This window comes from Actinoplanes sp. NPDC051537 (genome assembly GCF_055586105.1).
The window spans coordinates 157,042-177,383 of sequence record NZ_JBVJIU010000012.1; the positions used below are offsets into that span (position 1 = coordinate 157,042).

General features: G+C 70.8%; 20 protein-coding genes. 9 read left to right on the plus strand and 11 right to left on the minus strand.

Annotated elements, in window-relative coordinates; genetic code table 11:
* Positions 1–78 precede the first annotated feature (78 nt).
* The gene (locus ACZ6TB_RS28780; protein ID WP_014447667.1) at positions 79–246 is read right to left on the minus strand and encodes a DUF3117 domain-containing protein; all 168 of its coding nucleotides are present in this window, start codon (positions 244–246) and stop codon (positions 79–81) included.
* Positions 247–503: 257 nt separating this feature from the next.
* Between ACZ6TB_RS28780 and ACZ6TB_RS28785 the strand changes: the two genes are divergently transcribed.
* The 3 genes from ACZ6TB_RS28785 to ACZ6TB_RS28795 all read left to right on the plus strand — a co-directional run bounded on the left by ACZ6TB_RS28785 (position 504) and on the right by ACZ6TB_RS28795 (position 2,990).
* Complete coding sequence (locus tag ACZ6TB_RS28785; protein WP_465558892.1) at positions 504–1,316, plus strand: PaaX family transcriptional regulator; 813 nt, start codon at positions 504–506, stop codon at positions 1,314–1,316.
* Entirely contained in the window at positions 1,313–2,101 is a 789-nt protein-coding gene (locus ACZ6TB_RS28790; protein WP_465558894.1) for an enoyl-CoA hydratase-related protein, read from the plus strand. Before ACZ6TB_RS28785 ends, ACZ6TB_RS28790 begins: the two co-directional genes overlap by 4 nt.
* Before the next feature lie 97 nt (positions 2,102–2,198).
* Positions 2,199–2,990: a S1 family peptidase gene (locus ACZ6TB_RS28795; RefSeq protein WP_465558895.1), complete on the plus strand. Its 792-nt coding sequence runs from the start codon at positions 2,199–2,201 to the stop codon at positions 2,988–2,990.
* A gap of 461 nt (positions 2,991–3,451) precedes the next feature.
* On the opposite strand, the gene ACZ6TB_RS28800 is transcribed toward ACZ6TB_RS28795, so the two are convergent.
* The 5 genes from ACZ6TB_RS28800 to ndhC form a co-directional block, all read right to left on the minus strand.
* Positions 3,452–3,982, minus strand: coding sequence for a hypothetical protein (locus ACZ6TB_RS28800; protein WP_465558897.1), 531 nt, complete (start codon positions 3,980–3,982; stop codon positions 3,452–3,454).
* 13 nt (positions 3,983–3,995) lie between these two features.
* Entirely contained in the window at positions 3,996–4,562 is a 567-nt protein-coding gene (locus ACZ6TB_RS28805; RefSeq protein ID WP_465559279.1) for a DNA-3-methyladenine glycosylase I, read from the minus strand.
* A 141-nt stretch (positions 4,563–4,703) separates the two neighbouring features.
* Positions 4,704–5,198 (minus strand): SRPBCC family protein, encoded by a 495-nt coding sequence (locus ACZ6TB_RS28810; protein ID WP_465558899.1) that lies wholly within the window; start codon positions 5,196–5,198, stop codon positions 4,704–4,706.
* On the minus strand, positions 5,195–5,698 hold the full coding sequence (locus ACZ6TB_RS28815; protein ID WP_465558901.1) for a DivIVA domain-containing protein: 504 nt from the start codon (positions 5,696–5,698) through the stop codon (positions 5,195–5,197). Before ACZ6TB_RS28815 ends, ACZ6TB_RS28810 begins: the two co-directional genes overlap by 4 nt.
* A gap of 69 nt (positions 5,699–5,767) precedes the next feature.
* Positions 5,768–6,145 carry an NADH-quinone oxidoreductase subunit A gene (gene ndhC, locus ACZ6TB_RS28820; protein WP_465558903.1) on the minus strand — a complete coding sequence of 126 codons (378 nt, stop codon included), beginning with the start codon at positions 6,143–6,145 and terminating at the stop codon, positions 5,768–5,770.
* A gap of 206 nt (positions 6,146–6,351) precedes the next feature.
* Here ndhC and ACZ6TB_RS28825 point away from each other — a divergent pair, with 206 nt between their 5' ends.
* From ACZ6TB_RS28825 to ACZ6TB_RS28835, 3 genes are all read left to right on the plus strand, one after another.
* Positions 6,352–8,205 carry a 2-oxoacid:acceptor oxidoreductase subunit alpha gene (locus tag ACZ6TB_RS28825; RefSeq protein WP_465558905.1) on the plus strand — a complete coding sequence of 618 codons (1,854 nt, stop codon included), beginning with the start codon at positions 6,352–6,354 and terminating at the stop codon, positions 8,203–8,205.
* Positions 8,198–9,250, plus strand: coding sequence for a 2-oxoacid:ferredoxin oxidoreductase subunit beta (locus ACZ6TB_RS28830; protein WP_465558907.1), 1,053 nt, complete (start codon positions 8,198–8,200; stop codon positions 9,248–9,250). The genes ACZ6TB_RS28825 and ACZ6TB_RS28830 overlap by 8 nt, the downstream gene beginning before the upstream one ends.
* A gap of 88 nt (positions 9,251–9,338) precedes the next feature.
* On the plus strand, positions 9,339–10,145 hold the full coding sequence (locus ACZ6TB_RS28835; protein ID WP_465558909.1) for an SAM-dependent methyltransferase: 807 nt from the start codon (positions 9,339–9,341) through the stop codon (positions 10,143–10,145).
* Here the strand turns inward: ACZ6TB_RS28835 and ACZ6TB_RS28840 are convergent.
* On the minus strand, positions 10,135–11,148 hold the full coding sequence (locus ACZ6TB_RS28840) for a potassium channel family protein (RefSeq protein WP_465558910.1): 1,014 nt from the start codon (positions 11,146–11,148) through the stop codon (positions 10,135–10,137). The genes ACZ6TB_RS28835 and ACZ6TB_RS28840 overlap by 11 nt on opposite strands.
* 163 nt (positions 11,149–11,311) lie before the next feature.
* On the opposite strand from ACZ6TB_RS28840, the gene ACZ6TB_RS28845 reads away from it, so the two are divergent.
* A complete protein-coding gene (locus ACZ6TB_RS28845) occupies positions 11,312–11,809 on the plus strand; it encodes a phospholipase (protein ID WP_465558912.1) in 498 nt (165 codons plus the stop codon).
* Here the strand turns inward: ACZ6TB_RS28845 and ACZ6TB_RS28850 are convergent.
* Positions 11,778–14,483 (minus strand): adenylate/guanylate cyclase domain-containing protein, encoded by a 2,706-nt coding sequence (locus ACZ6TB_RS28850; protein ID WP_465559282.1) that lies wholly within the window; start codon positions 14,481–14,483, stop codon positions 11,778–11,780. The genes ACZ6TB_RS28845 and ACZ6TB_RS28850 overlap by 32 nt on opposite strands.
* 1,082 nt (positions 14,484–15,565) lie before the next feature.
* Positions 15,566–15,784: an FmdB family zinc ribbon protein gene (locus tag ACZ6TB_RS28855; RefSeq protein WP_465558914.1), complete on the minus strand. Its 219-nt coding sequence runs from the start codon at positions 15,782–15,784 to the stop codon at positions 15,566–15,568.
* 329 nt (positions 15,785–16,113) lie between these two features.
* Between ACZ6TB_RS28855 and ACZ6TB_RS28860 the strand changes: the two genes are divergently transcribed.
* Positions 16,114–17,376: a lytic transglycosylase domain-containing protein gene (locus ACZ6TB_RS28860; RefSeq protein WP_465558916.1), complete on the plus strand. Its 1,263-nt coding sequence runs from the start codon at positions 16,114–16,116 to the stop codon at positions 17,374–17,376.
* A gap of 70 nt (positions 17,377–17,446) precedes the next feature.
* Entirely contained in the window at positions 17,447–18,466 is a 1,020-nt protein-coding gene (locus ACZ6TB_RS28865) for a GNAT family N-acetyltransferase (protein ID WP_465558918.1), read from the plus strand.
* Between the two features lie 4 nt (positions 18,467–18,470).
* On the opposite strand, the gene ACZ6TB_RS28870 is transcribed toward ACZ6TB_RS28865, so the two are convergent.
* Both ACZ6TB_RS28870 and hemB read right to left on the minus strand, forming a co-directional pair.
* The gene (locus ACZ6TB_RS28870) at positions 18,471–18,965 is read right to left on the minus strand and encodes a helix-turn-helix transcriptional regulator (protein ID WP_465558919.1); all 495 of its coding nucleotides are present in this window, start codon (positions 18,963–18,965) and stop codon (positions 18,471–18,473) included.
* A 393-nt stretch (positions 18,966–19,358) separates the two neighbouring features.
* Entirely contained in the window at positions 19,359–20,339 is a 981-nt protein-coding gene (gene hemB, locus ACZ6TB_RS28875) for a porphobilinogen synthase (protein WP_465558921.1), read from the minus strand.
* Between the last annotated feature and the right edge of the window lie 3 nt (positions 20,340–20,342).

A 20,342-nucleotide genomic window follows, 5' to 3' on the forward strand; every position in this document is an offset into this window, starting at 1 on the left:
CGAGAGCGTGACCTTTCTCGAAGACGTGGAAAGCCCGCCGGTACGGGCGGTACCGTACCGGCGGGCTCGCGCGAAACGTCAGCCGGCGATCGACTTCAACGCGTCGCCCAGCGCGTTGGCCTCGTCCGGAGTCATCTCAACGACGAGACGGCCACCACCTTCCAGCGGGACGCGCATGACGATGCCCCGCCCTTCCTTGGTGACCTCCAGCGGACCATCGCCCGTCCGCGGCTTCATCGCCGCCATTTCGTCTCCCCTCAGACCTACATCAGGGTGTCGGTGGGTTACCCCACAGCCACTTCCATACGTCGCGTGCTCAGCCCCACGCGGCGCGGTACCTCGAATCCGACCGGCGGCCGAGGGCCATTGCGCGTGTTCACGCGACCCAGCCCACCGTGCCGATCAAACATTTTCCCTGATGAACACCGGCGAACCCAAACCCAGCCCGGGCGGATGTGACAGCGTCTAGCATATCGTCTTTTGGGCTGTCACAATGTGCGGTCATGCAGGCGCGGTCGGCACTCTTCGACCTGTACGGCGACTACCTCCGCCCTCGCGGTGGTCGCGCGCCGGTCGCCGCCCTGGTCAGGCTGCTGGCGCCGCTCGGGATCGCGCCCCCCGCCGTGCGCACCGCCGTCTCCCGGATGGTGCGTCAGGGCTGGCTGCACCCCCTGCGATTGGTCTCCGGACCGGGCTATCTGCTCACCCCGAAGGCCGCGCGCCGACTCGACGAGGCCGCCGCCCGGATCTACCGAACCGGCCGCGCCGGGTGGGACGGCCGCTTCGATCTGATTCTGCTGCACGGCGCGCTCGCCAAGAAGGATGCCAACCGCCTGTCCTTCCTCGGATACGGCACGCTGGGTGATCACGCCTGGGTGGCGCCGCGGGCGGCCGAGGAGGTCGACGCCGTCCTGGCCGACGCCGACGTGCCGTACGAACGGTTCAGCGCCGCCCACGCGGCCGGCTCGCCGGGAGCGGCCGAGGTGGTCGGGAAGGCCTGGGACCTGCCCTCGCTGGCGTCGTCCTACGAGACCTTCGTGGCCGACCTGCGGCCGGTGGTGAGCTCGGTCAACGCGCGAAGCAGCGACGAGGAGGCGTACGCGGCCCGCTTCCGTCTCGTGCACGCCTGGCGCTCGTTCCTGTTCCGCGACCCGCAGCTGCCGCCCTCGCTGCTGCCCCCGCGCTGGCCCGGGCTGAGCGCGGCCGGCTTCTTCGACCGGCACTCGGCCCGGCTGCGACCGGCGGCGGACCGCTATGTCGAACGCTGCCTGCAATCGGCCTCGAGGGGCGGACGTGTGGGATTCTCGGACTCATGACGGATTCCCTGCTCGTCGACCGCACCGACGCGGTCGTCACGCTCACGCTCAACCGGCCCGAAGCCATGAACGCCCTCGACGTCGACCTCAAGGAGGCGCTGCGCGACACGCTCGCGTCGCTGGAGACCGACCGCAGCTGCCGGGCGATCGTGCTGGCCGGGGCCGGCCGCGGCTTCTGCGTGGGGCAGGACCTGCGCGAGCACGCCGAGCAGCTGGAATCGGGAAAGACGGACCTCGACACCGTACGGGCGCACTACAACCCGATCGCGCAGCGGCTCGCGAGCATGCCCAAGCCGGTGGTGGCGGCCGTGCGGGGCATGGCGGCCGGCGCGGGCGCGTCGTTCGCGCTGCTCGCCGACTTCCGGATCGGTGGCCCGTCGACCAAGTTCCTGATGGCGTTCGCGAACGTGGGCCTGGCCGGCGACAGCGGCGTCTCGTGGTCGCTCCCGCGCATCGTCGGGCACGCCCGGGCGCTCGAGCTGCTGCTGCTGGCCGAGCCGATCGCGGCCGAGGAGGCCCACCGGATCGGCATGCTCTCCCGCCTGGCCGACTCGGACGAGGAGGTGCTGCCGGCGGCCCAGGCGCTCGCGTCCCGCTTGGCGGCGGGACCGACGGTCGCGTACGGGGCGATCAAGCGCGAGCTGTCGATCGGTGACGCCGGGACGCTGTCCGACGCGCTCGCCGCCGAGGCCCAGGCCCAGGCGATCTGCGGCGGGACCGAGGACCACAAGGCGGCGGTGAGCTCGTTCCTGGCCAAGCAGAAGCCGGTCTTCTCGGGACGCTGACGTCGCCCTCGCCGGCGTTATGACCGTTTTGGGATCACCGCATCCATGAATGTCTATCTAGGCTCCTCCCATCGCTTTCCGAATTGGGAGGACCTAGATGGTCAGGTGGCGCATTCTCCTGAGTACGGCGGCCGCCGTGCTCGCCGTCGCTTCTGTCTCGTCGCCCGCGTCCGCGGCGCCGGCCGGGGGCGGGCCCTCCGCCAACGTCGTCGGCGGTTCGCGGGCCGCGCAGGGCGAGTTCCCGTTCATGGTGCGCCTGTCGATGGGCTGCGGCGGCGCGCTCTACAGCCCGACGATCGTGCTCACGGCCGCCCACTGCGTGGGCCGCACCGGCACGAACACATCGATCACGGCGACGCTCGGCGTGGTCGACCTCGACTCGAGCAGCAGAATCACCCGGAAGTCGAACTACGTCTACCGGGCGCCCGGCTACAACGGCAACGGCAAGGACTGGGCGCTGATCCGCCTGGCCAGCCCCGTGACCGGCCTGGCGACGCTGCCGATCGCGTCGAGCACCGCCTACGACTCCGGAACGTTCACGATCGCCGGCTGGGGTGCGGCGACCGAGGGCGGCGGCCAGCAGCGATACCTGCTGAAGGCCCAGGTGCCGTTCGTCAGCGACGCCACCTGCAACTCATCGTCGATGTACAACGGCGAGATCATCGCCACCGACGAGATCTGCGCCGGCTACACCTCCGGCGGCGTGGACACCTGCCAGGGCGACTCGGGCGGCCCCATGTTCCGAGCCGACGCGGCCGGCGCGTGGGTCCAGGTGGGCATCGTCAGCTGGGGTGACGGCTGCGCACGGCCCAACAAGCCCGGCGTGTACTCCCAGGTCAGCACATTCTCGTCAGCCATCAAGTCGGCCGCTGCGACCTTGGGCGGTTAGCGGCCCCCGACCGCGATGCCGGCCGCGCCTCGCCCTGTCGGCCGGCGTCGCCCTCCCACGGCCCCGTAGCCCTCGCTGGGGGGCCGTGGCATGCCCGCGGGCACCTGACGTGCACCGATAGCGCAGCGGCCGTCCACCGGCCTCGGAGCCGCCTCGCCGCGGGCCGCACCACCGCCGCCCGGCCCGCGGAGTCGCCTCAGCCCGCGCCACCACCGCCCGGCCCGCAGGACCGCCCCAGCCCGCGCCGCCACCACCCGTCCCGCTTAGCCGGCCAGCCCGCGCCGCCACCACCGCCCGGCTGCAGAGCTCGCTCGCCGCGCCCGGGGAATTCCCGAGCCTGACGCCGCGACGGCCGTCATCCAGCCAAAGACCGCCTCGCCCAGCGCACGCCACCGCGCGCCACCGCTCGGCCCGCGAACGGCCGCGCCCCGCGATGGCGGCCGCGACCCGGGCTCGGGCGGTCAGTCGTCCTCGTCTTCCTCCTCGGGGTCCTGGTTGGCCTCGGCCCCCAGCACGAAGGCCTGCATGGCCAACTCGTCCCCCGACGGCCAGACGTAGGTCGGGAGCTCGCGCGGCCCCAACTCGACCAGGTGCGTCCAGAACTGGCGCACCGCGTCGGCCGGAGTGTCGGCCTCGATCGGGAGGGCGACGCTCACCAGCCAGCTCGGCGTGCCGGGGCCGGGCTCGCCGCCGAGTGCGGCGGACAAGCGGCGGAAGACTTCGGGCTCGACCTCGACCGGGGCGTCGGCCAGCGGCAAGCCCGTGGCCGACACAGGGACGTCGAACGCGCGCCGCAAATAGGTCACGACCAGGTCGTCACCGCTGGTCTTCGCGGCCCGGGCCAGCGCCACCACGTGGTCGTCGGCGATCAGCAGCACCTCGTCGTCGGGCGCCACCGGGCCCGCCGCGCCCGGCACCGTCACGGTCTCGTTGTGGAAGAGCCGCTCGGTCGCCCACTGATCCGCCGGGATGATCACCGCCCACTGCGCCATGCGGTCCATCTCATCACGCACCGATCGGCGCGACCCAGCAGCCCGCCAGATGGTCGTCGACCATGCCCGTGGCCTGCATCAACGCGTACGCCGTGGTGGGCCCCACGAATTTGAAGCCCTGTTTCTTGAGCGCCTTGGCCATCGCGATCGACTCGGGCGTGGTGGCCGGCACCTCGGCGCGGGTGCGCGGGCGGGGCGGCCGCGGCGAGGGCGCGAACGACCACAGCAGCGCGGAGAGCCCGCCCTGGAGGTCGGCGGCCACGCGAGCGTTGTGCAGGGTGGCGTCGACCTTCATGCGGTTGCGGACGATGCCGGGGTCGGCCATCAGGCGCGTGGCGTCGGCGTCGGAGAAGGCCGCCACCTTGTCGATGTGGAAGCCGTCGAACGCGGCCCGGAAGGCCGGCCGTTTTCGCAGGATGGTGATCCAGGAGAGGCCGGACTGGAACGCCTCGAGGCTCATCCGCTCGAAGAGGGCGTCGTCGCCGCGGATCGGCTGACCCCACTCGGCGTCGTGATAGCCCACGTAGTCGGGCGTGCTGCCGCCCCAGAAGCAGCGGGCGCGGCCGTCGTCGCCGACCACGACGCCGGCCTCGAGCAACTCGGCCGGTGCCGTGCCGGCCTGCGGGGCGCCGAACGGCGAGGTGTCTGTCATGGCGACCACCGTAGAGGTGGGGTCCGACAAAAACGGGCCGGCGAGCAGCCGGCCCGAAAATCCGAAAACTCAAATACGCCCCTGCTCGACCAACCGGCCGAACCTCTTGAGCGCTCCCGTGAAACCCAGCTTCGACCCCGGCCACAGCACCGGCCACGCGACCTTCCCGGCCGCGCCGGCGGGCAGGTGGAACCACTCGTGGAGCACCACCTGGGTCCGGTCGCCGGACATCGCCGTACAGCGGAAAGCACCGGGACCGCGCAGAACCTTGCCGCAGTGCACCACCCGTACCTCATAAGGTGGGTTGACCTTGACGACTCGCAGCTCGTCGCGCAGGGACGCGGGGCCGATCGCGGTGATCGCCTCGACCAGGCTGCCCTCGCCGCCGTCGCCCTCGACCACCCGGACCTTGGTGAACGGGATCCACTGGGACTGGCTCTCCCAGTTCAGGAACGCCTCGAAGACCCGGGACGCCGGCGCCTTCACGATGACCGTCGCGGTCACCTCGCCGGTGCCGGGGCGGGACGCGTCGCCGAGGTCGTCGACCGGCTCGGCCGCGCTCACCGCGGCTCCGCCGCCGGCTCGGACTCCTTGGTGTCGGCGGCGGGAGCGGGTTGGGGCGGCGGCACCTCGTCGTCCGGCGGCGGGACGGCGTCGAGCTCGATCACCGGGCCGTCCGGCTTGGCGGGCGGGACCGCGCTCGGCGCGATCGCGGCCTCGCGGGCCTTGCGGAGGGCGTCGGCGTCCGCGGTGCGGCCCTCGCGCAGGGCGATGACCTCGGCCTCGAGCACGCTGATCAGCTCACCCTTGTAACCGATGTCGTACGCCGCCCGCTGCAGCGCCTGATCGACCTGGTTCATCCGGTAACCCCGCCAGGCCGTGTCGAACCGCGTCTCGGAGATGTCGTCCTCGCCCAGCGGCCGATCGCTCGGCAGCGGCACGGCTTGACCATCGGGTTCGACCGGCGTCAATCCCGAATCGCCTCCGCTCAGCATCACGGTCACGCCGAAGACGATCGCGGCGACCACCAAGGCGACCACGACGAAGAGGAGAAGCTGACCCATGCGCACGATGTTGGCATGCCCGCCTTTTCCTGGCGAGTCCGCCACCCCGGCCGGATGGTCACGGTCGGGTCAGGTCCAGGTCAGGATCTTCTTTCGCCAGGCGTAGAGGATGCCCAGCGCGAGCACCGCCACAAAGATCGCCATCTCGGTCACGGTGGCCGCGCCGAATCCCGGCAGGTCGAACACGACCGCCCACGGGAAGAGAAAAACGGCTTCCACGGCGAAAAGCACATAAAGGTACGCGTAGACGTAATAACGGATCTGGGCCTGTGCCCAGTCGCCGCCGACGGGATCGATGCCGCTCTCGTACGAGATGAACTTGCCGGGCGGACTCGCCGGGTTACCCGGCCTCAGCAGCCGGTTGGCCGAGAACGCGCCGACGAAAACCAGGACGCCGGCGCCGATCACCAGGCCGAGCGTGGCGTACGAACCGAGGTAGCCGTCCACGAACAGGCAGCTTAGTTGACCGAAGTGAGATGGATGACCCGCCGCATGGTGGACTCCCCTGGCTCGGGCAAGCATCGCCTAAGTACTGTGGTCAACGGCCTTCGGCCGGTGGTAAGGACCGCCGACGTAGGCTGGAAGTGACTATTGCGGGCCGGCCCATCGACGTGCGTAACCCGTTCGGCCGGCGCCCCTTGGAGGTTGAGATCGTGGCCGCTGGAGCAAAGCGAGTCGAGCAACTGGATCGGGTGGTCATCCGATTCGCGGGCGACTCGGGCGACGGCATGCAGCTGACCGGTGATCGGTTCACATCCGAGACCGCCCAGCTCGGTAACGACATCTCCACGCTGCCCAACTTCCCGGCGGAGATTCGTGCACCAGCAGGCACCCTGCCGGGCGTGTCGAGTTTCCAGGTGCACTTCGCCGACTACGACATCCTCACGCCCGGTGACGCGCCGAACGTGCTGGTCGCGATGAACCCGGCCGCCCTCAAGGCGAACATCTCCGACCTGCCGTCGGGCGCCGACATCATCGTGAACACCGACGAGTTCACCAAGCGAAACCTGGCGAAGGTCGGATATGCGACGAGCCCGCTCGACGACGGCTCGCTCGACGGCTACGCGGTGCACCCGGTCGCGCTGACCTCGATGACCGTCGGCGCGCTGAGCGAGCACGGCGTCTCGAAGAAGGACGCCGAGCGGGCCAAGAACATGTTCGCCCTCGGCCTGCTGAGCTGGATGTACTCGCGGCCGTTCGAGTCGACCATCCGGTTCCTCGAGCGCAAGTTCGCCAAGCGCCCCGACCTGGTCGCCGCCAACAAGGCCGCCTTCCAGGCCGGCTGGAACTTCGGCGAGACGACCGAGGACTTCGCCGTCCGCTACGAGGTCAAGCCGGCCAAGATGCGCCCGGGCACGTACCGGAACATCACCGGGAACCAGGCGCTCGCGCTCGGCCTCGTCGCCGCCGGGGTCCGGTCCAAGCTGCCGGTCTTCCTCGGCGCGTACCCGATCACGCCGGCGTCCGACATCCTGCACGAGCTTTCGAAGCACAAGAAGTTCGGCATCACGACGATGCAGGCCGAGGACGAGATCGCGGCCATCGGCGCGGCGCTCGGCGCCTCGTACGGCGGATCGCTCGGCGTCACGACGACGAGTGGTCCCGGCGTCGCGCTCAAGGGCGAGACCATCTCGCTGGCGATCGCGCTCGAGCTGCCGCTGGTCATCGTCGACGTGCAGCGCGCCGGCCCGTCGACCGGCATGCCGACCAAGACCGAGCAGGCCGACCTCAACATGGCCCTCTACGGCCGGCACGGCGAGGCGCCGCTCGCGGTGATCGCGCCGAAGTCGCCGTCGGACTGCTTCCACGCGGCGATCGAGGCGGCGCGGATCGCGCTGACCTACCGCACGCCGGTCATCCTGCTCTCCGACAACTACGTGGCGAACGGCTCCGAGCCGTGGCTGCTGCCCTCGCCGGACGAACTGCCCGATCTGTCGGTGGAGTTCGCCGGCGCGCCGAACGGCGAGGACGGCCGCTTCCTGCCCTACCTGCGCGATCCCGCGACGATGGCCCGGCCGTGGGCGATCCCGGGCACGGCGGGCCTCGAGCACCGGATCGGCGGCCTGGAGAAGGCGGACAAGACCGGCGACATCTCGTACGACCCGGCTAACCACGAATTCATGGTGCGGACCCGGGCGGCGCGTATCGAGGCGATCGAGGTGCCCGACGTCGAGGTCGAGGACGCCGACGAGAACGCCCGGGTGCTGGTGCTCGGGTGGGGCTCGACCTACGGTCCGATCGGCGCCGCCTGCCGGGCCCTGCGCCAGCGCGGCCTGCCGATCGCACAGGCGCACCTGCGCCACCTGTCACCGCTGCCGGCCAATCTCGGTGAGGTGCTCAAGGCGTACGACAAGGTGGTCATCCCGGAGATGAACCTGGGGCAGCTGGCCCACGTGATCCGGGCGAAGTACCTGGTCGACGCCGTTCCGTTCAACCAGATCAGCGGCCTGCCCTTCACCGCCGCGACGCTGGAAAGCATGCTCGAGGACGTAGTGAAAAATGGATAGCCCCACTGTGCTCGTCAAATCAGGCGAACTGAAGCTGACCGCCAAGGACTTCAAGTCCGACCAGGAGGTCCGCTGGTGTCCCGGCTGCGGTGACTACTCGATCCTCGCGGCCATGCAGCGGTTCATGCCCGAGCTGGGCATTCCGCGGGAGAAAATCGTCTTCATCTCCGGCATCGGATGTTCCTCGCGCTTCCCGTACTACATGAACACGTACGGGATGCACTCCATCCACGGCCGTGCGCCGGCGATCGCCACCGGCCTCTCGGCGTCCCGCCCCGACCTCTCGGTCTGGGTCGTGACCGGCGACGGCGACGCGCTCTCGATCGGCGGCAACCACCTGATCCACGCGCTGCGGCGCAACGTGAACCTGAAGATCCTGCTGTTCAACAACCGGATCTACGGCCTCACCAAGGGTCAGTACTCGCCGACCTCCGAGATCGGCAAGATCACGAAGTCGACCCCGGCCGGCTCCGCCGACTCGCCGTTCAACCCGCTGTCGCTGGCGCTCGGCGCCGAGGCGACCTTCGTGGCCCGCACGATCGACTCGGACGCCAAGCACCTGCAGTCGGTGCTGCGCGCGGCGGCCGAGCACGAGGGCAGCGCGTTCGTCGAGATCTACCAGAACTGCAACATCTTCAACGACGGCGCCTTCGAGCTGATCAAGGACGCGTCCACCCGCGACGACCACCTGATCCGCCTCGAGCAGGGCCGGCCGATCACGTTCGGTTCCACCGAGCAGTTCTCGGTCGTGCACCCCGCCGGCGGTTTCGGCCTGTCGGTTCGCGACTCGGACTCGCTGGGCGGCGAGTCGCCGGTCGTGCACGACGCCACGGTGGACGATCCGGCCTACGCGTTCGCCCTGTCCCGCCTCTCGGGCTCCGACCTGTCGACCACCCCGATCGGCGTGTTCCGCAACGTCCAGCGCCCCACGTACGACCAGTTGCTGCAGAAGCAGCTGGCGGACGCGAAGGCCCAGGCCGACGGCACCCCCGACCAGATGCTCGACTCGCTCCTGAACGCGGCCGACACCTGGACGATCATCTAGCGGCAGCCGACGCGGCGGCGGAGGGGCTCCGTCGCCCGGCGGGAACGCGCTAAGCTCGCTCCCTCTTTGACTTTCGGGGGTCGCCGCGATGACCGACGAACAAGACCTGCGCGCGCTGCTCGACACCGGCGTGCCGCACTCCGCTCGCCTGTGGAACTACCTTCTCGGCGGCAAGGACAACTTCGCCGCGGACCGGGACGCCGCTGAGTACGCGCTCAAGCTCATGCCCGAGCTCGTCCAGTCAGCCCGGGCCAACCGCGAGTTCCTCGGGCGCGCCGTGCGCTACCTGGCCGGCGACGCCGGCATCCGGCAGTTCCTCGACGTCGGCACCGGCCTGCCCACGGCCGGCAACACGCACGAGATCGCGCAGGGCGTCGCCCGCGAGAGCCGCATCGTCTACGTCGACAACGATCCGATGGTGCTCGTGCACGCCCGCGCCCTGCTCGTGAGCACGCCCGAGGGCGCCACCGACTACATCGACGCCGACATCCGGGACACCACCGCGATCCTCGACGGCGCCGGCAGCACGCTCGACTTCGGGCAGCCCGTCGCGATCATCCTGTCCGGCATCCTCAACTTCATCGTCGACGACGCCGCGGCCCACGAGATCGTCGCCCGCCTGGTGGAAGCGATGGCGCCCGGCAGCCACCTGGTCATCTCGCATCCGACCGAAGAGGTCAACGGCCCGGCCGTACGCGAATCGATGCGCCAGTGGAACGAGAGCGGCGCCGCCCCGATCAAGGCACGCACCCGCGACGAGATCGCCGCCTTCTTCAGCGGCCTGGAGATCCTCGAGCCGGGCGTCGTGACGTGCACGGCCTGGCGCCCCGATGCCGACAAGTCGGGGATCTCGGAGAAAGTCTCGGAGTTCGCGGCGGTCGGGCTCAAACGGTAACGCCGACGCTGCTCTCCTCGACCCGGATGTAGACCAGCATGTCCCCGGTCTCGATGGTCACGGTCTGCTCCCCGCCCAGCGCCAGCACCTTCCCGCGCCGGATCAACGCGACCACCAGCGTCGACAGCCCCCGTGGATTCTGACCGACCTCGCTGCGCTCCGCGCTCCGCATGGCCAGCGCCATCCCCTGCCCGGGCGTCAGCAGGTCTTCCACCACGTCGATCAGCGGCGGCGCCGTCGTGGTCAGGCCGAGCAGCCGCCCGGCGGTCGCCGACGAGACGATCACGTGGTGGGCGCCGCTCTGCTTCAGGAGCGCGGCGTTCTCCTGCTCCCGGACGGCGGCGATGATGCGCACCTGGCCGGCGGTCAGTTGACGTACGGTCAAAGTGATCAGAACCGACGCCTCATCACTGTCCGTCGCGATGATGACGGCCTTGCAGTTCTTGACGTCCGCCTCGTTGAGCACCGACGAGCGGGTCGCGTTGCCCTCGATCGCCGTCAGCCCGTTCGCGGTGGCCTGACGAATTCCGGCCTCCCGGTTCTCGACGACGACGATGCGTGACTTCTCGTAGCCGTTCTCCAACAGCGCGGCGACCGCGGCCCGGCCCTTGGTTCCGTAGCCGCAGACGATGACGTGGTCCTTCAACTTTCGCCTCCACCGGCCGACCCGCAGGCTGTTGCGGTACTGGTCGGTGAGCACCTCGAGGGTGGTGCCGACCAAGATGATCAGGAAGAGCACCCGCGCCGGGGTGATCACCAGGACGTTCACCAGCCGGGCCTCGGGGGTCACCGGGGTGATGTCGCCGTAGCCGGTCGTGGAGAGCGACACGACCGCGTAGTAGAAGCAGTCGAGCAGGGTGAGGCCGTCCTCGTTGACGTCCCGGTAGCCGTCCCGATCGAGATAGATGACCGTGACCGTGAGCAGGACCAGCAGCACTGCCAGTGCCACGCGAACGGCAAGCGCACGCAACGGTCCCTGACGGACCAGCGGCAGATGGATCATTTCTCGTCCCGCACACGCACACCATAGCGGCCGTGCGCAGGCCCGCCCTCCAGGACATCACATAAACGATCGTTAAGGAATACCCGGCGGTAACTTCAGCGGGGAGCAGCAAAGCAAATCGACAGAGCTTTATGCGTACGGCCGGGGAAGCCGAAACTGCCTCATGACCCGACGCATCCTCCTCGTCGTAGTCCTCACCCTGGCCGTGCTCGTCCCCGCGAGCGCGGCCGCCGCGGCCACCACCGACAAGGCAACTGTCCTCGCCGGCTGGACCCAGCCCACCGCGGCCAGCACCAGCGCCTGGAACGCGGCCCGCCTCGACCGCGCGCCCTGGCAGTCCTACAACTTCGACTGGTCCACCGACTACTGCTCGGCCAGCCCGGACAATCCCCTCGGCTTCAAGTTCGACCTGTCCTGCTGGCACCACGACTTCGGCTACCGCAACTACAAGGCCATCGGTCAGTTCCCGGCCAACAAGGACCGGGTCGACAACATGTTCTACGCCGACCTCAAGCGGGTCTGCGCCACGTACAGCTCGATCGTCCGTCCGGCCTGCTACAGCCTGGCCTGGACGTACTACGAGGCGGTGCACACCTTCGGCTCGCTCGCCGCGGTCAAGCAGGCCGACATCAATCGAGCGTCAGCCCTGATGCCGAAGTAGCGAACCGGGCCGCGCCGTCCTCGAGGTCCGGGTGCTCGACGGCGAGGGCCATCGCGACGATCCGATCAAAACCGAGACCCACCCCCTCGGCGTACGCGGCATCGAACGTCGCGTCGCCGAGGGAGGTGCGGAGAGAAATCTGCCGCGCCGACCAGAAGCGCCCGAACATCTCGGTACGACGGGCGCCGCGGGCCGCCTCCGCACCGCCGAAGAGCACGGCCGCCATCGTGGTGTCCCCGCCGAGCGCGCACCGCACCGCGATGGCCGCCACCGCGTCGGCCGCCTCGCCGCCGAACCCGTGCCGCAGCCGCGATCGCAGCGCCACCACCAGGTGATCGTGGGCGGCGACCAGGTCACCGCGGCGCAGCGCCACCATCCCGAGCAGCCAGTCCACGGTCCGCCGGCCGCGGTCCTCGGGACGGCCGGCCTCGAGCTGACGGGCGCCGCCCAGCAGTTCGGCCGCCTCGTCGATCGCGTCGCGCCGCCACAGCAGCTCGGCCAGCGTCACCACGGCCGGCAGCGACGCGCCGGCCACCCGGGAGCGCTCGGCCAGCACGATCACCTCGCGGCAGAACTGCTCGGCCTCGTCGTAGTGCCGGCTGTCCAGCAGCGTGTGCCGGTGCCCGCTCAGCGCCCGGATCAGCAGATCCTGGTCGTCGGTGACGCGGGCGATGCGCTCGGCGCGGTCGAGGAAGCGGATCCGCTCGTCGGTGTCGTCGGCCAGTTCGGCGTGCGCGAGGTAGGCGCGGGCCAGGTCGGCCGGGGCGATCTCGGCCTCGTCGAGCCGCCGGTAGAGCCGGAAGAGCAGATCACGGGCCTCCCGGGCGCCGCCGTGCTCACGCCACCAGGGGCCGAGCGCGCCGGCCAGCCGCAGGCCCGCGCCGACCGCGCCCTCGGAGGCGGCCCAGCGCAGCGCGGCCCGCCACTCGCCGACGAACGGCGCGAGCTCGGTGAGCGAGACGGTACGCGGCTGGCCGTCGGTGTCCACGGTGACCGCTTCGAGCGTGTGCATCGACCAGGCGACGTGCCGGTCCCGCGCCGAGCGCTCGTCGCCCGCGGCGGTGAGCTGGCGGACCGCGTACGACCGGACCTGCTCCGACATCCGATAACGCGGGCCGGGAACGACGTCGATCAGGGACTTCTCGGTGAGCTCGGAGAGCGACCCGAGCGCGTCCGGGCCGCACCACTCGATCGTGGACAGCTCGACGGCGCCGGCGAAGACCGACAGCCGGCGCAACAGGCCGGCGGCACGCACGGTGAGCGTCCGATAGGACCAGTCGAGGCAGGCGGTGATGCTGTCGTGCCGCTCGCCCGGCTCGGCGTCGACCGGCTCGGCGTCGACCGGGTCGAGCGCCGCGATCGGATCGTCGAGCCGTGCCGCGAGCTGTCCCGCCGTGAAGAGGCGCATCCGGGCGGCGGCGAGCTCGATCGCGAGCGGGGAGCCCTCCAGCCGCTCGGCCACCCGAACCAGGTCGCCACCCTCTCCGTCCGGGCCGGGCCGTCCGCCGCGGGCGGCCTCCGCACGCTCGCCGAGCAGCGCGAACGCGTCGGCCGGCAGCAACGGCGGTATCCGCCAGACGGCCTCGCCGTGCAGGCCGAGCGGTTCGCGCCCGGTGACGAGCACGTCCACGCCCGGGCACGCGGCCAGCAGCCGTCGCACCAGGCCGGCGCAGGCGGCGGGGGCGACGTCGCAGGTCTGCAGAATCACCAGCATCCGCCGGTCGGCGCAATGCTCGAGCAGGGTGTCGAGCACCGGCCGGCCGGGCTCGGCGCGCAGGCCCAGGGCCGCGGCGAGGGCGGGGGCCAGGCCGGTTGCCGCGCTCACGGCATCGACGTTCCAGATTCCTTGCGGGTACGCGGTGAGCGCCTGCTCCCCCACCGCGAGGGCGAGCCGGGTCTTCCCCGCCCCGCCCGGCCCGGCGATCGTGACGATCCGGTGCCGGGTCAACAGGTGGGCGACCTCGGCCATCTCGGCTCGGCGGCCGACGAAGGAGGTGAGCGGGGCGGGCAGGTTGTGCTGGGCGGCGCCCGGTGTGCGCGGGCGCGGGAACTCACGGTCGAGGCCGGCGGCGACCACCTGGAAGAGCCGCTCGTCGTCGTCGAAGCCGCGCAGCCGGTGCGCGCCGAGATCGAGCAGGTCCACGCCGGCCAACAAGGAGGAGATCGGGTCGTCGGACGGTCGCTCCACCGTGATCGTGGCGCTCGCCTGGGCCTTCGCGCGTCCCGGCACCGCGAGGGGCGCTACCGGGAGCGGACCGAAAGGGACGGAGACTCCCGAGGTGAGTACGGAGAAGACGGTCGCCCCCGAGCAGAGGATCTGACCACCGTGTGCCGCCGCCGCCACTCGCGCCGCCCGGTGCACCTCGACGCTCGCGTACTCGTCGCCGATCGGCTTCGCCGGTCCGGTGTGCATGCCCATTCGAACCCGGGGCATCGCCTCCGGACTGGGCCACTCGTGTGCGGACAGTCGCCGTTGGGCATCCACACAGGCCGCCATGGCCGCGCCGGCTTCCTGAAAGGCAACGAAGAAAGAATCACCCTCAGTAAAAAGCTCAACACCGCCAAAGTCACTCAGCGTGTCACGCAGTAACGCTCGGTGAGCACCTAGGACGTGGCCGTAATCGTCACCCAACATCCGAGCCAAACGAGTCGAGCCTTCGATGTCGGTGAACATAAAGGTCACCAGCCCACTCGGCAGCTCGGTCCGTCCCGACACGGTGAACCTCCGCCTCCTTCTAGGAAGTCGTGTCTCATGCTGCCGTATCACAGCGTAACTGTGCATCGTAGAAACGGACGGTAACGATCTACCCGCCCCGACCGACCCCGGACGGAGGACACGGCTCCCGAAGTCATCAACGTTCTCTATGCACTACGCGTGACGTAACGAAATGGATCGAGCCGAGACACGCCGCAGTCGGCCAGTTCCGGCCGCCCGTTCGGCCGTACCCGCAAGAGTCACCCTCGCGACGTCTCTCCACGTCGCACACGCACAACCCTGCGTAGTCACCGCAGCCCACCCCGATCCGGCCGCCGCGCACCATATTGAACGCGCCCCCGCGAGGACCACCCCTACTGGACAGGAACCTACGACCGGCAACACCCCCGCCGCCCGGCCCGCCCCGTCCACACCCGCGTAGCCCACGCACCCGAGCTAGCCCGCCAGACCCCGCGCAGCTCTGTGGCGCCCGCCCTCGGAACCCCGCGCAACTCTGTCGCGCCCCGCACCGCCCGCGCAGCTCGTCACGGCCGCCGCGCCACCCAGCCCGGTCGGCACCCTCGAAGCTCACCGCTCTCGAGAAGCCCGCAGGACCCCGCGCAGCCCTGTCGCGCCCCGCACCGCCCCGCACAGCTCGTCACGGCCGCCGCGCCCCGCACAGCCCGCCGCGCCCCGCACAGCCAGCCGCGCCCCGCACAGCCCGCCGCGCCGCCGCAGGGGCCCAGCGCGCCCCGCACAGCCCGCCGCGCCGCCGCAGGGCCCAGCGCGCCCCTGCACTGCCCGACGCGCCCGCTGTGCCCGCGTGGCCGGCCACAGCCCGCGCCGCACCCACGCAACCCGTCAGGCGCAGCGGTGCCGCCACGGCAGCGCCCACACCCTGCCGATCCGGCCGCATGCCGCCGCACTCCGCGCGACCCGCACGGCGCCCCGACCGAGCACGCCCTCGGCCGTCTCCCAGCCGGCCCGGCCAGCCTTCCCTGACCGGGAGCGTCTCCCGGCACTCCCGGCAATGCGCCCGACGACGCCGGCGTCGGGCTTGGTCAGCAGCCGCAAGCGCCGCCGCAGCAGCCGCCGCCGGATGGGGCCGGGGCGGCCGAGCCTGCGCCGCCGCCGCGGCCGGTCACGGCGACCGTGGAGAGCAGCTTGACCGTGTCGTCGTGGCCCTGGGGGCACGGGGCGGGCGCGGAGGCCTCCCGCATCGGTCGGCTGACCTCGAACGTGTCGCCGCAGGCGCGGCACCGGAACTCGTAACGCGGCATGGGCAAAGAGTAGGCCCCCGGCACGACAGAAATGCACCCGCCGCCGGGAGTCATTTGCGGGCGTCTACGCGGCCTCTTGCGACGGGCTTCGTGCGGGTATGGTCGGGGCCGTGGCGAACGGGCGGGAGACACCGGTGGGGCAACCTGAGCTGCGCGCGGCCGCGCCGCACCAGGGCGGACCGCTCGGGAGTTCCGGTGCTGCGCCCGAGCCGGCGGCCGTCGTTCGGACAGCCGTGCCCGGCGCCGAGACGGTCGAGCCCGCTCAAACCGCGCCCGAGGGCGAAGGCGAATCGCCGTCGGATTTGCCGGTTACCGGCGACAATTCCGACATGGCCGGAAAGCACCGGGTCGCGGATAGGGGCGCGGCGGAGAGTAAGGCCGCACCTGCCACCCACGAGAGCCAGGCCGAGGCGACGACCAAGTCCGGCGAGACGGCCAAATTTGGCGAGTCGGCCGAGACGACCCAGACGCCGGCCGAAGCTCCGGGCACCGCCGGGACGGACAAGCCGGGCGAGAAGCCGAGCGAGGTACTGAGCAGCGCCGGGACTGACAAGCCGGGCGAGAACGCCGGGAAGCCGGGCCTCGCATCGGGCGCGACGGGGACGGACGAGGCGGCCGGAGCCACCAAGCCGGGCGAGGCGGCAGGCAACAAAGCGGGCGAAAAAGCGGCGGCGGCGACGCCGGGGCTTCGGCGGGCCAATCCGGTTCGGGTGGTTCGGCAGGCGGGGCGTAACACCTCGGACTGGGCCAAGCGACCCAGCGGACGGCTCGTGCTGCCGGGCATCATCGCTCTCCTGCTGCTTGGGGCCGCGGTCACGGCGGGGGCTTACCTCGTACCGCAAGCCCTCGAAGCCGCACCGACGCCCAGCGCGACGCCTCTCTTCCCGGGGGGCGCGGCGGCCGAGTCCGCGCCGGCGGCGAGTCTCCCGGCCGGTCTGCCCACCGACTCCGCGCCGGTCGGCGCCAACGGCCTGCCCAACCCGGCGACCACCGCGCCGATTCAGCCCGCGCAGAACGGCGCCCGCCCGGCCGACGCGCTCGCCGGATGGGCCGAGCAGGTCGGCACCAAGGTGGGCATCCCGGTTGTCGCGGTGCAGGCCTACGGCTACGCCGAGCTGGTCGTCGCCAAGACCATGCCGTCCTGTCACCTGAGCTGGACCACGATCGCGGCGATCGCCAAGGTCGAGTCGTCGCACGGCAGCGCCAACCACGCGGTGCTCGGGGCGGACGGGTCGGTGCAGCCGCCGATCTACGGGCTGCCGCTCGACGGCAAGGGTGGCCGGCAACTGATCCGGGACACCGACCAGGGCATGATCGACGGCGACCCCACCTACGACCGGGCGGTCGGACCGCTGCAGTTCATCCCGTCCACGTGGCAGAGCTACAAGGTGGACGCCGACAACAACGGCGTGGCCGACCCCAACGACATCGACGATGCGTCACTGACCGCGGCCACCTACCTGTGCCAGGGCGGGCGCGACATGTCCAAGGCGGAGTCCTGGTGGGACGCGATCCTCTCCTATAACGCTGTCCAGCCGTACGCCCAGAAGGTTTTCGAAGCGGCGAACGACTACGGACAACGCAGTCGCTGACTGTGACGGCACCCGCACATTTACGTGGGGGGACCTTCCCTGAAGGTCCGCTTACCGGCAAGCTGTACGGGTGAGGGTGCGTGAGTGGGATCCCCGGTCAGCGTCGGCAGGGGAGATCCGATCGCTCGTGGAGACGTTGAACGCGGTGCTGGCCACCGATCTCCCGGACGATCCACCATGGCAGGACGTCCAGGTCAGGGAGTATCTGGCCGAGACCGTCCCCGGAGAGCGCCGGATCAGCTGGGTGGCCGAGGACGACCGTCTCCCCGAGGGGGAGAGCGAGATCTTCGCCCACGTCAGCGTCCTGCTGCTCGGCGACATCGGCGTGCTCGAGGTGCTGGTCAAGCCCTCGCTGCGCCGTCGCGGACTGGGCCGGGAGCTGGTGGCCGTGGCCGCCCGGCGGGCCTACCTCGAGGGTTTCTCGTCGATCGGCGTGGAGGCGATCGGCGGCACCCCGGCGATGCCGTTCTACGAGTCGCTGGGCTTCGAGCGGGAGTACGTCGAAACTCGCAGCGTGCTGAACCTCAACGCGGTGGACTGGCCCGCCCTGACCGAGATGGCCGACGGCATCGCGGCCGGCTATCGCGTCGAGTTCCACCCCGGCGGGCCGCCCGAAGACCTTCTGGAGGCGTACGCGCAGGCGAAGCTCGAGGCTCAGGACGACGACGATGACCTCGACCTCGCGCCGCGCTCGTCCGATCCGCAGCGCCTGCGTGACTCCCTCGGCACCCTGCACAAACGCGGCCTGAAGCCGTACATCGTGCTCGCGATCCACCAGTCCACCGGCGTCGTGGCCGGCCTCACCGAGGTCGTCGTCCCTGCCCAGCACCCCGAGCGGGCCGATCAGTACGACACGATCGTCGTGCGGGCCCACCGCGGCTACGGCATCGACCGGGCCATCAAGTCCCGCATGCTCTTCGAGCTGCGCGCGGCCGAGCCCGGCACCCGCGAGGTGCAGACCTGGAACGCGCACAACAACGAGTCGATGCTGAAGGTCAACGCCGAGCTCGGCTACCTGCCCGACCGAGACTGGTACGAGTACGGCGCCGACGTGGCCCAGCTGGTGCAGCTGCTCGAGCCGGTCGAGTAGCTCTTCAGTAGCAGCCCCGCACCGGCGGCGGCGGTGGCTCGCGCCGGTGCTTGGCCACCCGAACCTCCCACTGACTGCGCCGCCGCTGCATCTCGCGCAGCCTTCGATCCCGATAGAAGGTCTCCGGTGGCCGGGCCAGCCCGTATTGGTCGCCCCACCACTCGCCCGGCTCCGGATCGACGATCGTGTCGAGATGACTCGGATACCGCCGATCGGCGCCGTCGAGGATGTCCGCGTGGTCGAGCATCGGTTGGATCACCCGACCCTCGTGGTTGATGAGCACCAGCCCCAACCCGACCACGTCGAATATCCGTTCCAGCACCTCCAGGCTCGGCGCCAGTGCCCCCTTCTCGATGCGACCGATCGTCGCGCGCGAGACCTTCGCGGCATGTCCGAGCTCACGCTGGCTGAGATCCCCGATTCGCCGTACGCGACGCACCAGACCGGCAACCGGAAGGTGACAGAAGATCGTGTCGGCAGGCGGGTCCGGATTCGGCATCCCGGGACTATCGCACCGTTCTCCGCTCGCTGGGGGCCGCCTGTGGACAGGCGCTCGCGCCTGTGGACGGCGCACCTCGCGGCCTTCGACGGCGGGCCTCCGACCTGCCTCTTCCCGGCACTTTGCTCTGCTTACCTATACGCGCATCCGCGCCCACCACAGCTCGCAGCGCATAGCTCACGTTGGTGAGCAAAGCGTTCCCCCGCCCGCGCGTATTGGTGAGCAGAGCGACCCCGGCCCGCGCGTATAGGTGAGCAGAGCGACCCCGGCCCGCGCGTATAGGTGAGCAGAGCTTGGGGTTTGCGGGGGTTGGCCTCGATGCGCGTATAGGTGAGCAGAGCAAAGGGCCGGGAAGAGGTGGCGCTGGGGGTGGACTCGAGGCTGGAGCGTGGCTCAGCGGAGGCGCTGGGCTGCCTCGGTGGCCCAATAGGTCAGGATGATCTGGGCGCCCGCTCGCTTGATCGACGTCAAGGACTCCATGATGGCTCGGTCGCGGTCGATCCAGCCGTTGGCGGCCGCGGCCTCGACCATCGCGTACTCGCCGGAGACCTGGTAGGCGGCCACCGGAATGTCGACGCGGTCGCGGACGGCGGCGATCACGTCCAGGTAGGGCAGGGCCGGCTTGACCATGACGATGTCGGCGCCCTCGGCCACGTCCAGGTCGACCTCGCGCAGGGCCTCGCGCAGGTTGGGCGGGTCCTGCTGGTACTGCCGGCGGTCGCCCTGCAGCGAGGACTCGACGGCGGCTCGGAACGGGCCGTAGAAGGCGCCGGCGTACTTGGCCGCGTAGGCCAGGAGCGACGTGTCCTGGTAGCCGGCCTGGTCCAGAGCCTTGCGGGCGACGCCGATCTGGCCGTCCATCATGCCGGAGGCGCCGAGCATGTGCGCTCCGGCGGACGCCTGCGCGACCGCCATTTCCGCATAGATGGCCAGCGTCGCGTCGTTGTCGACCGAGCCGTCGGCGGCCAGCACGCCGCAGTGGCCGTGCGAGGTGAACTCGTCCAGGCACAGGTCGCTCATGATGACCGTCGCGTCGCCCACCTCGGCGACCAGGTCACGGATGCCGACGTTCAGGATTCCGGACGGGTCGAGTCCGTACGAACCCGTCTCGTCCTTGTGGTCGTCCGTCGGCACGCCGTACAGCATCAGGCCGCCGACGCCCGCCGCGACCGCCTCGTGCGCGGCCTTGCGCAGCGACTCTCGCGAGTGCTGCACGACACCGGGCATCGAGGAGATCGCTCGCGGCTCGGTCAGCCCCTCCTTGAGGAAGAGGGGCAGCACGAGCTCGGCGGGCGCGAGGCGGGTCTCCTCCACCATGCGGCGGAGGGCCGCGGTACGGCGCAGGCGGCGTGGGCGGACATCCGGGAACGACATGGA

Coding starts and splice junctions, on each gene's coding strand:
- ACZ6TB_RS28845 (WP_465558912.1), top strand. CDS start 11,312: ATGACCCGACGCATCCTCCTCGTCGTAGTCCTCACCCTGGCCGTGCTC.
- ACZ6TB_RS28780 (WP_014447667.1), bottom strand. CDS start 246: ATGGCGGCGATGAAGCCGCGGACGGGCGATGGTCCGCTGGAGGTCACC.
- ACZ6TB_RS28840 (WP_465558910.1), bottom strand. CDS start 11,148: ATGATCCATCTGCCGCTGGTCCGTCAGGGACCGTTGCGTGCGCTTGCC.
- ACZ6TB_RS28870 (WP_465558919.1), bottom strand. CDS start 18,965: ATGCCGAATCCGGACCCGCCTGCCGACACGATCTTCTGTCACCTTCCG.
- ACZ6TB_RS28790 (WP_465558894.1), top strand. CDS start 1,313: ATGACGGATTCCCTGCTCGTCGACCGCACCGACGCGGTCGTCACGCTC.
- ACZ6TB_RS28800 (WP_465558897.1), bottom strand. CDS start 3,982: ATGGCGCAGTGGGCGGTGATCATCCCGGCGGATCAGTGGGCGACCGAG.
- ACZ6TB_RS28830 (WP_465558907.1), top strand. CDS start 8,198: ATGGATAGCCCCACTGTGCTCGTCAAATCAGGCGAACTGAAGCTGACC.
- ACZ6TB_RS28860 (WP_465558916.1), top strand. CDS start 16,114: ATGGCCGGAAAGCACCGGGTCGCGGATAGGGGCGCGGCGGAGAGTAAG.
- ACZ6TB_RS28785 (WP_465558892.1), top strand. CDS start 504: ATGCAGGCGCGGTCGGCACTCTTCGACCTGTACGGCGACTACCTCCGC.
- ACZ6TB_RS28815 (WP_465558901.1), bottom strand. CDS start 5,698: ATGGGTCAGCTTCTCCTCTTCGTCGTGGTCGCCTTGGTGGTCGCCGCG.
- ACZ6TB_RS28855 (WP_465558914.1), bottom strand. CDS start 15,784: ATGCCGCGTTACGAGTTCCGGTGCCGCGCCTGCGGCGACACGTTCGAG.
- ACZ6TB_RS28835 (WP_465558909.1), top strand. CDS start 9,339: ATGACCGACGAACAAGACCTGCGCGCGCTGCTCGACACCGGCGTGCCG.
- hemB (WP_465558921.1), bottom strand. CDS start 20,339: ATGTCGTTCCCGGATGTCCGCCCACGCCGCCTGCGCCGTACCGCGGCC.
- ACZ6TB_RS28795 (WP_465558895.1), top strand. CDS start 2,199: ATGGTCAGGTGGCGCATTCTCCTGAGTACGGCGGCCGCCGTGCTCGCC.
- ACZ6TB_RS28850 (WP_465559282.1), bottom strand. CDS start 14,483: ATGTTCACCGACATCGAAGGCTCGACTCGTTTGGCTCGGATGTTGGGT.